Consider the following 14,006-nt stretch of genomic DNA (forward strand, 5'->3'; position numbering starts at 1 on the left):
CGAAAGCGGGGGCGGTTGGGGCGTTGGGGGCGCAACGGGGGCGTTTTTGCTGTGCGCGGGGCGCGTCGCAGCGTACCACGCTACAGGAGCGAGGCCCGCCAATATATCATGGCGTGATATATTCCGCCGGCCGGCAATCCTGCCGGAAAAGAAGCCGCCCCCGCTCATGCATACGGAAGTTCACACCGTCGAAAAACGCGACTACGCCGTCAATGGCCGCCTGCCCATGCTGGCTGCCATCGCGCTAGGCATCGGTGCCATCAGCACCGGCGCCGCCTATGTGCTGGTCAATCTGATCCACTTCTTCACCAACCTGTTCTTCTTCCAGACGCTGTCGTTTGCCGATCGCTCGCCGGCTGGACACATGCTGGGCCCCTGGGTGATCGTGGTGCCTGCGATCGGCGGGTTGATCGTCGGCCTGATGGCGCGCTATGGCAGCGACAAGATCCGCGGCCACGGCATTCCAGAGGCGATCGAGGCGGTGCTGTTCGGCAAGAGCAAGATGTCCCCGAAGGTGGCGGTGCTCAAGCCGCTGTCGTCGGGCATCGTGATCGGCAGCGGTGGCCCGTTCGGGGCGGAAGGGCCGATCATCATGACCGGCGGCTCGATCGCCTCGCTGCTGGCGCAATACCTGCATCTGACGGCGGCCGAGCGCAAGACGCTGCTCGTATCCGGTGCCTGCGCAGGCATGACGGCGATCTTCGGCACGCCCGTGGCGGCCGTCCTGCTGGCCATCGAACTGCTGCTGTTCGAACTGCGCCCGCGCAGCCTGCTGCCCGTGGCGCTGGCCTGCGCCGTGGCCGGGTTCCTGCGGCCGTTCGTGTTCGAAGCGGGGCCGCTGTTTCCGCTGCAGACCGCGCCGGCCAGCACGCTGGCGCTCGGGTCATGCGTGCTGGCGGGGCTGCTGTGCGGCGTGCTTGGCGCTGGGCTCACGCTCGCGCTGTATCGCACCGAGGATGCATTCGACCATCTGCGCCTGCACTGGATGTGGTGGCCGGCCATCGGTGGCCTGGTGGTCGGGATCGGCGGCTATTTCGAGCCGCGCGCGCTCGGCGTGGGCTACGACGTGATCGGCGACCTGCTCAACAACCGCCTGCTCGTGGAAGCGGCGGTGGCGCTGCTGGCCGTCAAGGCGGTGATCTGGATCGCCGCGCTCGGCTCGGGCACCTCGGGCGGGGTACTGGCCCCGTTGCTGATGCTTGGCGCGGGGCTTGGCGTGGTGCTGGCGCCGATGCTGCCGGGCGGATCGCCGGGCCTGTGGGCACTGGTCTGCATGGCCGGTGTGCTTGGCAGCGTGCTCGGCGCGCCGCTGACGGCCATCGTGTTCGCCTTCGGCCTGACGCACGATAGCGAGGCGCTGTTGCCGCTGCTGCTGACGACGGCCGTGGCCTACGGCTTCTCGGTGCTGACGATGAAGCGCTCGATCATGACCGAGAAGATCGCGCGCCGTGGGCTGCATATCTATCGCGAGTACGGCGTCGATCCGCTGGAGCGCGCGCATGTGGGCGAACTGATGACGCGGGACGTGGTGTCGATCGACGCCAGCCTGCCGGTCACCGAGGCACTGCCGCGATACTTCGGTGATCATGCTGCGCATCGCGCCTATCCGGTGCTCCGGGACGGCAGGGTGATCGGTATGCTCCAGCGCGCGGCAATTGTCGCGGCACATGCCGGCGACGATGCCGGACTGACCTGTGGCGATCTGCTTGCCGATGCCGCAAATCCGAACGCCGGCCCGGCCGTGCTGTTGCCCGCACAGACCGGTCGCGCCGCCGCCGGACGTATGGCCGAACTCAGCGTGGCCAGGCTGCCAGTGGTCGAGGACGAGACCACGATGCGGCTGGTGGGCATTGTGTCGCTGCGCGACCTGATGGCGCCCAGCAGCCACGTGCTGCACGAAGAAACCCAGCGTGAGCGGTTGCGCGGGATGGCGATAAAGGCGCTTGGCCGCACCGTGTAGCAGGGGTCGGCTGTTCCGCTGGCATTTTGTGCACAGTTGCTTCGCATATCGGCTACGAAGGATAGCAATCTGGTCAGTTTGTTAGCTGTTTTTTGACGTGCGAGGGCACCAGAATTCACTCACCGAACACGAGAGTGAAATCAAGGAGCCCCCACCGTGACAGACTGCCCGACCATCCTCCTGGTAGCCCCCACCTTCTACGACGTTTCCTACAGCATCAATCCCTGGATGGACCCCGGGGCGTGGGCACGCGACCCGCGTGGCATGCATCGGCACGCGATGGCGTCGTTCGACGCCCTGCGGGAAGCGCTCGGCACGGCCGGATTTCAGGTTGAAGTCATGGAAGGCGCGCCGGGTCAACCCGACATGGTGTTCCCGGCCAACGCGGCTGTCGTGCTCGATGGCAAGGCCGTGCTGGCGCGCTTTCGCTATCCGCAGCGGCGTGGCGAGGAGGCGCCGTTCGCCGCGATATTCGAAGACCTGCGCGCGCGCGGCCTGATCGACAGCGTCGAGACGCTGCCCGAGGGTTGCTATCAGGAAGGCGCGGGCGACTGCATCTGGGATGCGTCGCGTGGCCACTTCTGGGCCGGCTTCGGACCGCGTTCCTCCCGTGAAGCCGCCGATGCGATGGCGCGTCACTTCGGTCAGGAAGTCGTGGCCCTGGAGCTTGCCACCGAACAGAGCTATCACCTCGACGTCTGCTTCTGCCCCCTGGCCGGTGGCGAAGTCCTGTACTACCCACCCGCATTCAGTCCTGCCGCGCTGCGCGAGATTCGCGCGCGCGTTCCGGCCGCGCAGCGCATCGAGGCCACCGAGGACGACCTGCGGCATTTCAGCGTGAACGCGGTCAATCGCGGCGACACCGTCGTGATGACGCGCACCACGCCGCATCTGCGTACCGAGCTGGGCAGTCGCGGCTATCGGGTGCTCGAGGTGGATCTGTCGCCGTACATGATGTCGGGCGGTGGTGCGTATTGCATGACGTTGCGTCTGGACCGCGTCAGCACGTCCGTGCGGCGTGCGGTCGCGGCATGAAAGGAGTCGAGCATGAAGCACGCACTGAAAGAAACCGGGATGACGCGATTCCTGGATGCCGGTGACGTTGCGGCGCTGGTGCGGCGCATCGGTGTCCCGGTGGCCATCATGCAGATGGCGGACTGTGTGCGGCAGGATTTCCTGCGCTGGGATGCGTTCGAGAAGTCGGCACGGCTGGCCAGCCATTCATCGGTGGGCGTGATAGAGCTGATGCCTGTCAGCGATGGCGTCCAGTTCGCGTTCAAGTACGTCAACGGACATCCGCGCAACGCGCGACACGCGCTGCCAACGGTGATGGCGTGCGGCATGCTGGCCGAAGTGGAGACCGGATTCCCGTTGCTGCTGGCCGATCTCACGCTGGCCACGGCCTTGCGCACCGCGGCGACATCGGTGCTCGCCGCGCGCGCCATGGCGCGGCCCGGCGTGCGGACCATGGCGTTGATCGGCAACGGCGCCCAGGCCGAATTCCAGTCGCTGGCCTTCCATGCAGGCCTCGGTATCGAGACGGTACGCGCCTTCGACATCGACTCGCATGCCACCGCACGGCTGATGCGCAACCTCGCGGCTGTGCCGGGGCTGAGCATCGTGCCGACACGTTCGGTGCGAGAGGCGCTCGACGGTGCCGATATCGTCACCACGGTAACGGCGGACAAGACCCGCGCAACGATCCTGACACCGGACATGATCCGGCCGGGGATGCATCTCAACGCCGTGGGGGGGGATTGCCCGGGCAAAACCGAGCTGCACGTCGACATCCTGCATCGCGCGCGGATCATGGTGGAGTACGCGCCGCAGTCGCGCATCGAAGGAGAGATCCAGCAGTGGCCGGAGGCACCGGTCAGTGAGCTGTGGCAAGTGTTGTCGGGCGCGGTGCCGGGGCGTGCCAGTGCGGATGACGTGACGATCTTCGATTCTGTCGGTTTCGCGCTGGAAGACTACTCGGCGCTTCGCTGGCTCCATGCGGCGGCCATCGCGCATCACGCGGGCCAGTTCATCGAGCTTGTGGCCTTGCCGCCAGATCCGCGCGATCTCTACGGATGGATGATGAAGCCGGATATTGCCATACCCGGTGCGATGAGCGATGTTCCCGGGAAGGCCGTCGCCCTGGCGTGAGGCATCGCCAACGCCAGGCGCATGCCGTGACAATTGGCGCGCCCAATGGCACAACGGCCCGGACTTGCGTCCGGGCCGTTGTCGTATCGGGAATCAGGCGGGTCAGGCGCCCACGCGCCCCATCATCAGTTGGGCGCGCAGAAATCCCTTGATCTCTTCCAGCGACGGTGTCTTGAGGAACACCATGATGCCCCATTGCTGGAGCGCGTCAGCCACGCCGTCGTAGGCCTGGCGGTTCGTGATTACCGCGAAGACCACGTGCTGGCGCGAGAAGAAATTCTGCAGCTTCTCGATCGTCGCCGATTGCGCGTCATTGAGTTCTTCAACGTAGTAAAGCACCACGCGCGGACGTGAATCGACCGATGTGATCACCGTGTCCACCACGTCCTCGAGCACCTGGCTTTTGAGCGGCAACGACCATTTGCCAAGCTGCGCGCTGATGCGTTGCGCTTCCACATGGTTCGGATGGAAGACCAGCAGATCGAGGTCGTGCTCCATTGCCGCGTCGGGCACGGACCGGCTGGCGAGCAAGCGGTGCACCGTTTCCTTGTGGATACGGCGGTGGCCGCCGTTGGTTTTCCAGGCGCCAAGCTCACCCCGTTCGACCATCTTCTGGACGGTGCCCAACGAGACGTTCAGGAGTTTTGCTGCGGTGCGCGTGCTGTAGTATGGCTTTTCAGCCAGTTCTGGATCCAGTTTCATCCAATCACCCGTAGTATCGATCAGCAGCTCGGCGCGCAACGCGCACGCCGTGGCGCCTTCGGACACGCCACGCCGGTTAAATACCGGGCTGTCGAATTTTTACTGACCCTGATGCGTGCGACCCGCTCCCCGGCTGGTCTTTGTTGCTTTTGCATTTGCTACGTGACATGACAACGGCTACAGGATGCCGTGCACGTTTTCGGTGCCTGCAGTCTTGTGCTGCCTGGTACCTGTCTACACCATCAAATCGCATCTCTGCGAAAACGTCACTAGTATGGCCCCTTGATACGCACTCGTCACAGCCAGAGTCATGACTGACGTCACACTTTTGTCGTTTAACGTACGCTGCGCGGATCGCGTGGACAGGTGAGTGCAAAGATCATGTTGCGATATGTATCAGACGTTCTTCACATGACGATTGCAGAGACTCCCCGCGTGGTCGCCAGTTCCCATCAAAACGGCATTTTGTAAGTTGCCACATTCTCATGACGAAAGTCCGTACTTGCGGACCTTGTCGAAAAGAGTGGTCTTGGCAATGCCGAGCGACTCGCCGGCGCGTGTCAGATTTCCATCATGGCGGCGCAGCGCGTCTGCTATCAGTGCACGTTCGAACTGTTCTACCGCCTGCGCCAGCGGCAAGGCCGCGGGTGGCGCCATATCGTGTCCGCCTTCTCCTGGCCGGCATCCCAGCCCCAGCACGTGGCGCTCGGCCAGGTTGCGCAACTCGCGCACGTTGCCGGGCCACGGGTAGGCCATCAATCCGGCCATCTCGGCTGGCGTGGGCGGTATCGCCTCGCGTTCGAATCGCAGCGCGGCCTGCGCGACGAAGTGCTCGAACAGCAGCGGGATGTCTTCCCGGCGCTCTCGCAACGGCGGAAGCTCAAGCGTGACGACATTGAGACGGTAATAGAGATCGGCGCGGAACTGGCCCAATTCGGCCGCCGCGCGTAGATCGGCCTTGGTGGCCGCCACCACGCGCGTGTTGACCTGCACCGCCTGATTCGAGCCCAGCCGCTCCACCACACGCTCCTGCAACACGCGCAGCAGCTTGATCTGCATCTGCATCGGCATGCTCTCGATTTCGTCGAGAAACAGCGTGCCGCCTTCAGCGTGTTCGATCTTGCCGATGCGGCGTTTGGCCGCACCCGTGAACGCGCCGGCCTCATGGCCGAAGATCTCGGATTCGAACAGTTGCTCGGGCAGCCCGCCGCAATTGATCGGCACGAAATGCCGCGCCCGCCGCGCGCTGGCTTCGTGCAGGCAGCGTGCCACCAGTTCCTTGCCGGTGCCGGTCTCACCATGAATCAGCACGCTCGCGGTCGTGTTGCCGAGGCCGGTGATCATCTGGCGCAGGCGCTCGATGGCGGGCGAATGACCGATCAGGCGCGCGGAGAGCGATTCCTGCCCCGCCAGCCGGGCTCGCAGGTCTGCCACCTCGAGTGCCAGGCGACGCTTCTCCAGCGCGCGCCGGCAAGTGGCCACGAGCCGTTCGGGCGAGAACGGCTTCTCGATGAAATCGTAGGCGCCCTGTTTCATGGCCTGCACGGCCAGCGTGATATCGCCATGGCCGGTGATCATGATGACGGGCAGCGCGGCATCGCGCGACGCGAGTTCGCGCAGCAGCGCCATGCCGTCCGATCCCGGCAGGTTGATATCGCTGACGACAATGCCCGCGTAGCCGGTATCGACCTCACGCAGCGCGGCTTCGGCGCTGCCTACCGCGCGTGTGGCAATGCCTTCGAGGCGCAGCGCCTGTTCGCAGCCGAGCCGCACGTCGGCGTCGTCCTCGACAATGAGCACGGTCAGCACGGGGCTCGTTGCCTCGGCGTTCAGGGGCGCTTCGATCGGGTTAGCGGACATGGCGAAGTGTCTCGCGCGCCTGCGGCAGTGCCAGCGTGAAGCAGGCGCCGCCATCGGGGTGATTGATCGCGCTCAGGTTGCCGCCGTTCTCGTTGAGGATGCCGGCGGACAGGGTGAGTCCAAGGCCGAGCCCTTCGCCCGCGGGTTTGGTGGTGAAGAACGGTTCGAACAGCTTCGCGAACGCGGCTTCGGAGAGGCCCGGGCCGTTGTCCCGCACCGTCAGATGCACCATGCCACCGTTTTCGCCGGTCTCGTAGGCGTGCAACGACAGCAGGGGATCGGGGCGATCGCGCAGCGCGTCGAGCGCATTGCCGATCAGGTTGACCAGCACCTGTTCGAGGCGGTTCGGATCGCAGGCCACGGCCAGGTGCGGGTCGATCTGGCGCTCGATGCGCGGCGCCACGGCCGTCACACGCGTTTCCAGCAGGAACAGCGCGTTTTCGACCGCGTCGCCCAGATGCGCCACGCTGCGCTGGCTTGCCGACGGATTGCGGGCGAACGACTTGAGCGCGCCCGTGATGCGACCCATCCGCTCCACCAGTCCGACGATCTTGTCCAGGTTGTGCTGCACTGTCTCGTAGTCGCCGCGCTCCAGGAACTTGCCCGTGTTGCCGGACAGTGTGCGCAGCGCGGTCAAAGGCTGGTTCAGTTCGTGCGCGATGCCGGCCGACATCTGGCCTACAGCGGCGAGCTTGCCCGCCTGCATCAGGCCGTCCTGGGCCTGTCGCAACACCGTCTCGGTGCGGATCCGTTCGGCCACTTCGGCGTGAAGCTGCTGGTTGCTGGCGGACAGATCGGCGGTGCGCTCGGCCACCTTGCGCTCGAGTTCGCTGTTGGCCGCTTCCAGCGCGGCGCGCGCGGCCAGTCGCTCGCTGATGATGCGCCGCCGCACGTTCCATGCAGCGGCAAGCAGCAGCACGAAGGCCGCCAGCACGCCGGCCAGCGCGGCACTGTTGAGCGCGGCCACGCGTGCCTGGGAGGTGTTGGTGAGCAGGGTGAGATTCCAGTCCGTGCCCGCCAGCGCCAGATGCTGGGCCAGCATTGGCGGGCCCTGGCGCAGACGCATCAGCGCGTCGCCGCCCTCGGCCGGGCCGCTGCCGAGCGCGCGGACTTTGGACAGTTCCAGTTGCGGCAACGGCGCGCGGTTGTACTGCAGGCTGCGGTCCAGCGTCGCGCGTTGGTCGGCGGAGAGCGGCCGCAAGGCGGCCAGCTTCCATGACGGGTCGGAGGCCAGGATCACCACGCCATTCTCGTCGGCCAGCAGCATCTGGCTGTCGTTGCCCTGCCAGCGGTTCTCCAGCGGTTCGAGGCCGATCTTGACCACGGCCACGCCCTGAGGCCGGTCACGGTCGCCGAGCGGCGCGGACAGGTAGTAGCCGGATTCGCTGCGCGTGGTGCCCACGCCGTAGAAGCGCCCGAGCTGGCCGTCGATGGCCGTGCGGAAATAGGGGCGGAAGCTCAGGTCTTCGCCCAGGTAGCTGTCGGGGCGCTGGTAGTTGCTCGTTGCCAGCACCTTGCCGCGGGCGTCGAGCACATAGACCACGCGCGTGCCGGCGCGGATGTTCAGCGATGCCAGATAGGCATTGGCCTGCGCCACGCGCGCGGGATCGCCCGGCTCGCGCAGCAGCCCGTCGATCCGCGCGTCCAGCGACAGCAGGCTCGGCACGTAGTCGTAGCGCGCCAGTTCGCTTTCCAGCGCCTGGGCGTAGAGCCGCAGCTGCACCTGGCCGCGCTCGGCCTGGCGGGCCAGCGCGGTGTCGTACGTATAGCGATAGCCGAGCCACCCGGCCAGCGTGACCAGGGCGGCCAGCGCGAGCAGGGCGACGAACGGCGCGACGCGACGCCATGGCGAGGGCATACCGCCGCCCTCGGACTGGCCGGGAACGGGGATGGATTCAAGGGGGGCAATCATGCGGAATCGGTGATACGGGCGCCAATGAGTGCTCTATGAGGCATTTATCGAATGCTTTCACGCATTCGGGTGATGCGAGCCATCGGCAAGGCGACGTTTTACCACACCCGGCGTTACAGCCGCCAAAAAGCAAAAAGGCCCGGTTACCTGATCGGCAACCGGGCCCTGGCACGCCTGGGAGCAATAACCTACTTGCTCGCCAGGACCTGAGCGGGTGTCAGGCCGGCATTGCTGTCCTCGGAGGTGTCTGCCTCCTCGGAGAGTTCCGGCGCGCCGATCGCGCCTTCGCTTTTGGCGACGACGGTCGTGGCAATGGCATTGCCAAGCACATTGGTCACGGTCCGGCCCATATCGAGGATATGGTCGATACCGAGGACGAGCAGGATGCCGGCTTCGGGCAGGCCGAACATCGGCAGAACGGCGGCTACCACCACCAGCGAGGCGCGCGGCACGCCGGCGATGCCCTTGCTGGTGACCAGCAGCACCAGCAGCATGGTGATCTGCTGGGTCAGCGAAAGCTGGATCCCATACACCTGCGCCACGAACAGGGCGGCAAAGGAGGTGTACATGATCGAGCCGTCAAGGTTGAACGAGTAGCCCAGCGGCAGCACGAAGTTCGTGATGCGCGGCTTGACGCCGAAGCGCGTGAGCTGGTCGATCACCTTCGGGTAGGCCGATTCGCTGCTGGCCGTGGCGAAGCCGATCATCAGCGGCGCGCGCAGCGTGCGCATCAGGCGGAAGACGTCACGACCCAGGAAGAAGTAGCCACCCGCGATCAGTGCCAGCCACAGCAGCGCCAGCGCCGCGTACACGCTGCCCAGCAGCTTGGCGTAGACCACCAGCACGCCCAGGCCCTGTGCCGAGATCACGGCGGAGACGGCGCCGAACACGCCCAGTGGCGCGAAGGCCATCACGTAGTTGGTGACCTTGAGCATGATGTGGCCCAGGCCATCGATACCGGCCAGCACGGGCTTGCCCACGCCGTCCTTGAGGGTACCCAGCGCGAAGCCGAAGAACAGCGAGAACACCACGATCTGCAGCACTTCGTTGGTGGCCATCGCTTCCACGAAGCTCTTCGGGAACATGTGGGCGATGAAGTCGCGCAGGTTCAGCGCGCCGGTCTTCAGGTTCGACGCGGCGTCGGCGGCCGGCAGCGGCAGGTTCATGCCGTGGCCCGGGGCCAGCAGGTTGGCCATCAGCAGGCCCAGCAGCAGCGACGTGATCGACGCGGCCATGAACCAGGCCATCGCCTTCAGGCCGATGCGGCCGACGGTCTTGCCGTCGCCCATGCTGGCAATGCCGGAAACCAGTGTGGCGAACACCAGCGGGCCGATGATCATCTTGATCATCCGCAGGAACACGTCGGTCAGGATCGACAGGTGATCGGCGATCGACTTCGCGGTTGCGGCGTCCGGCGACATGTTGTGCACGGCAGCGCCGACGAGCACGCCTAGCAGCATCGCGACGAAGATCAGGGTTGGCAGTCGTTTTGTCATCGTGGGTACATCCTCCTTTGTACTGTGGCGGCCCCCGCGTGTTTCCTCTTGGGGATGGCGCGGCCGCGCTTGTGTGCCCTACGGCGGCGCCTAAATCGCACGAGCCGTGCCAGCCCGGTTGCATCTGGATACAGATGTAAGTGGATGAATACAAAGGGATTTTCTGAGTGATGCGTACGCGCCGTTCGGAAATCCGGATGCGGAAGCAAAAACGCCGTTCGGATTTCCGAACGGCGTAAGGGGAGGGGAGGTGCCGAGAGTGCCGTGGAGGGCACCCGGGCGAGACGCAGGCTCGTCAGATGTCCGCGTTCTCGCAGATCTCCAGGAAAATCTCTATCGGCATGGGGCGACCGATAGCGTAGCCCTGTGCGTAGTCGACGCCAATCGCGCGCAGCACGCGCAGCGTGGTTTCGTCCTCGACCCATTCGGCCACCGTGCGCACGCCGAGCCGGTGGCCGATGTCGTTGATCGAGCTGACGATCTCGCGATCCACCACGTTGTCGGCCAGGTTGCGGATGAAGCTGCCGTCGATCTTCAGGTAGTCCACCGGGAACTGCTTCAGGTACGCGAACGACGACAGCCCCGAGCCGAAGTCGTCCAGCGCCACGGTGCAGCCCGCGTGGCGCATCTCCTTCAGCAGGCGGCTGGCGGCGGTCATGTTGTGGATCAGCGCGGTTTCGGTGATCTCCAGCACCAGGCGCGCTGCGGGCAGCATCGAATCTTCCAGCGTGCTGTGCAGGAATGGCAGCAGGAAGGGTTCCCCGAGCGAGTTGGCGGACAGGTTGATCGACACCACCAGATCCGGCACCCGCGCCAGCCGTTCGCCGAACTGGTGGAGCACGTTGCGGATCACCCAGCGGTCGACATGGCCCATCAGGTCGTAGCGTTCTGCCGCGGGGATGAACGCGCCGGGCATGATCAGGGTGCCCTGTTCGTCGACCATCCGTACCAGCACCTCCACGTGGCGCGCGTGCTCGATCTCGGGCTGCAGCGGTTGGATTTCCTGCACGTACAGGCGGAAGCGGTTAGCCTCCAGCGCCGAGTGAATGCCCGCCGCCACCTCGAGTTCGCGATGGTGGCGTCTGGCATCGCTTTCGTCGCGGCGGTAGACCGACACGCGGTTGCGGCCGGCTGCCTTGGCGGCGTAGCAGGCCACGTCGGCACGGCTCATCAGTTCGCTGACCGGTGGCGCGTCGGCGTCGATCGCGGCAATGCCGATGCTGGCGCCCACGTCATAGACGCGCCCTTCCCACGGAAAGCGGCGCTCGCGGATCGCGTTGATGACCTTCTGGCAGACCTGCTCGGCGTGGTCGATGCTGCAATCCTTGAGCAGCAACGCGAACTCGTCGCCCCCCAGGCGCGCCAGCAGGTCGTCGGGGCGCACATGGTGGCGGATCACGTAGCCAAGCTCGCGCAGCAGCACGTCGCCGGCCCCGTGGCCGGCTGTGTCGTTGACGATCTTGAAGCGGTCCAGATCGATGAAGCAGAGCGCGGTGCGGTGTCCATGCAAGCGCGCCTGCTCGCACGCCTCGCGCAGGCGCTTTTCGAACCAGGCCCGGTTGGGCAGCCCGGTCAGGGCGTCGTGGGTGGCCGAGTGGGCCAGTTCGCGCTGCATCGCCCGTGACGAGGTGATGTCCTGGAACACGAGCACCGCGCCAAGCACGCCGCCATCGTTGGTCAGCACCGGCGCGGCGGAGTCCTGCACGTCGTGCCGCTCGCCGGTCAGGCTCTGCAGCACCGCGCCTTCCTGCAGGTAGGCTGGGCGCAGCGTTTCCAGACATTGCTCGACCGGGCTCGGGATCGTGAGTCCGGTGATCTCGTCGACGATGCGGAACACCTGATCGAGCGGCTGGCCCATCGCGGCATCCAGACTCCAGCCCGTAAGCTGTTCGGCGATCGGGTTCATGAACGTGACGCGCATCACGCGGTCCGTGCAGATCACGGCGTCGCCGATCGAGCGCAGCGTGATCTGCAGCCGTTCCTTTTCCTCGAACAGCGCGCGTGTCAGCGTGCGTTGCTCAGTGATGTCCCAGTTCGTGCCGACCAGCGAGTGGGCGGTGCCGTCCTCGTGGCGCGAGATCATGGCCATGGCGCGCACATGCCGGGTCTCGCCGGCAGGGCGAACGATGCGGTATTCGGTATCGAACCGGCGCGCGCCGCGGATGGCCTGGCGCATCTCCGAACTGACGCGGCTGACATCCTCGGGATGGATCTTCGCGATCCACTCGGCCAGCGAAGGCGGCCCGAGTTCCATATCCGTGCCGTGCAGCGCATACATGCGTGCGTCCCACGTGATGGCCGCCGTGTTGAAGTCCCATTCCCAGATGCCTACGCCACCGGCCTCGACGGCGAGCTGTGTGCGGCGGGTCTGTGCCTCGAGCTGTTCCTGGGCCAGCTTGCGCGTGTGAATGTCCTCGATCTGGGCGATGAAATGCCGGGGCTCGCCCGAGTGCTCGTCGCGCACCAGGGAGACCGCCAGCAGCGCCCACAGGTAGTGGCCCTGCTTATGCCGGTAACGTTTCTCGAGCCGGTATGCGTCGATCTCGCCCGCCAGCAGCCGGTCGAGCTGGCTCAGGTCGGCGGCGAGATCCTCGGGGTGGGTCATGACCTGGAACGGCAGGTCGCGCAGTTCCTCGGCGCTGTAGCCGAGCAGATCCACCATCGCCCGATTGACCAGTTGCCACTTGCCATCGAGGCCGACCAATGCCATGCCGATGGCCGAATGTTCGAGCGCCTGCCGGAAGCGGCGTTCGCTACTGCGCAGCTCGGCCCGGCCATTGCGGTTCTGCTCGGTCATGAACGCGATGCAGATCGGGAAGACCAGGATCAGCGCGCCTGAAAGCGGCGTGGTACGCGAGACCAGGAACTGCATGCCACCCAGATGCGCGATGCTCTCCAGAGCCAGCGCCGAGACCAGCGTCAGCAGCGCCGTGGCGAACGGATTGCTGGCCAGTGCCACGATGACCAACGGCAGGGACATCACGACGAACGGCTCGTGGCCGGCCAGGATCGCGCCCGTGCCGATCGCCATGCACAGCACGAACAGTGCAATCAGGCGCAGCAGCATCGGGCGGCGCAGCGCGGCCTGCACGCGCTCGCGCGAGATCGACACCATGAGTGGCAGCAGCATCACCATGCCGATGGCGCCGGCGTTCCACCACGCCCACCACACGCGCGGAAACTGGGTGCCGTATGCGGTGGCCAGCACGGCGGCGCCGGGCACGCCGCTGATGGCCGGCCCGAGCGTGGCCGCCACGCCGAGCTTGAGCGCGAAGGTGGCCAGCGGTCCGGTGCGTGCGAGGGTGCCACTGCTGGACATCAGCCGCAGCAGCATGGCCATCCCGCCAATCTCGAGCAGGTTCGCCCCGGCCAGCAGCAGCGCCACGCCAGCAGTGTGGTGGGCCAGCAGGTTGGCGACGACGTCTGCTGCCAGCATCGACGCGAGCAGTGCCGGCGCCTCCTGTCGGGGGCGGTGCAGCAGAAGGCCCAGCCCGAAGGCGTTGCCCATCCACAGCATGGCGCCGGTGCCGGGCTGCCGGCCCAGCCAGATCCCCGCTGTCGCCAGCGCGAAGTAGCCCACGGCGGCCAGCAGCAGGCCCCAGCGGGCAGCCGGCACAGGTATCGGGAGGGTGGAACGGGTCGCGACCGTCTCAGGCGTCATCTTTCTCGCTATCCGGGGGCGCAGGCGCCGGGCGTTGCCGGTGTGGGTGCGATGGTCGGACCCTGCCCAGCGTATGGCGCACTTTATTCCCGCCGGGTGGAATCCAAGCGGCAATAAAGAGGGATTGCCGAGGCTTTGTTAGGGGTGGCGTTCGCGGCAGAAGTTTGGTATGGGCGCGAATTGCGGCGATTACCTCATGCGTAATCGCGCCGCTTCGGGCGGGCGACGATCATGCAGACATACCGCATCACAACCCGCAGACATCAA

The 14,006-nt window shown here is 66.0% G+C and carries 8 protein-coding genes; 3 read left to right on the plus strand and 5 right to left on the minus strand.

Features of this window, described 5'->3' with window-relative positions; all coding sequences use genetic code 11:
- Positions 1-166: 166 nt before the first annotated feature.
- From K6G35_RS02880 to ocd, 3 genes are all read left to right on the plus strand, one after another.
- Positions 167-1,960, plus strand: coding sequence for a chloride channel protein (locus tag K6G35_RS02880; protein WP_495676067.1), 1,794 nt, complete (start codon positions 167-169; stop codon positions 1,958-1,960).
- A gap of 156 nt (positions 1,961-2,116) precedes the next feature.
- On the plus strand, positions 2,117-2,995 hold the full coding sequence (locus tag K6G35_RS02885) for a dimethylarginine dimethylaminohydrolase family protein (RefSeq protein WP_008643573.1): 879 nt from the start codon (positions 2,117-2,119) through the stop codon (positions 2,993-2,995).
- Between the two features lie 39 nt (positions 2,996-3,034).
- The gene (gene ocd, locus K6G35_RS02890) at positions 3,035-4,108 is read left to right on the plus strand and encodes an ornithine cyclodeaminase (RefSeq protein ID WP_234706938.1); all 1,074 of its coding nucleotides are present in this window, start codon (positions 3,035-3,037) and stop codon (positions 4,106-4,108) included.
- A 102-nt stretch (positions 4,109-4,210) separates the two neighbouring features.
- Here ocd and K6G35_RS02895 read toward each other — a convergent pair whose 3' ends face one another.
- The 5 genes from K6G35_RS02895 to K6G35_RS02915 form a co-directional block, all read right to left on the minus strand.
- The gene (locus K6G35_RS02895; protein WP_035881507.1) at positions 4,211-4,810 is read right to left on the minus strand and encodes a helix-turn-helix domain-containing protein; all 600 of its coding nucleotides are present in this window, start codon (positions 4,808-4,810) and stop codon (positions 4,211-4,213) included.
- A 483-nt stretch (positions 4,811-5,293) separates the two neighbouring features.
- Entirely contained in the window at positions 5,294-6,670 is a 1,377-nt protein-coding gene (locus tag K6G35_RS02900) for a sigma-54-dependent transcriptional regulator (RefSeq protein ID WP_008643567.1), read from the minus strand.
- The gene (locus K6G35_RS02905) at positions 6,660-8,528 is read right to left on the minus strand and encodes a sensor histidine kinase (RefSeq protein WP_495676330.1); all 1,869 of its coding nucleotides are present in this window, start codon (positions 8,526-8,528) and stop codon (positions 6,660-6,662) included. Before K6G35_RS02905 ends, K6G35_RS02900 begins: the two co-directional genes overlap by 11 nt.
- Positions 8,529-8,770: 242 nt before the next feature.
- On the minus strand, positions 8,771-10,078 hold the full coding sequence (locus tag K6G35_RS02910; RefSeq protein WP_008643565.1) for a dicarboxylate/amino acid:cation symporter: 1,308 nt from the start codon (positions 10,076-10,078) through the stop codon (positions 8,771-8,773).
- A 295-nt stretch (positions 10,079-10,373) separates the two neighbouring features.
- The gene (locus K6G35_RS02915; protein WP_035881445.1) at positions 10,374-13,739 is read right to left on the minus strand and encodes a diguanylate cyclase; all 3,366 of its coding nucleotides are present in this window, start codon (positions 13,737-13,739) and stop codon (positions 10,374-10,376) included.
- Positions 13,740-14,006 lie beyond the last annotated feature (267 nt).

The organism is Cupriavidus sp. HY129 (genome assembly GCF_059492215.1).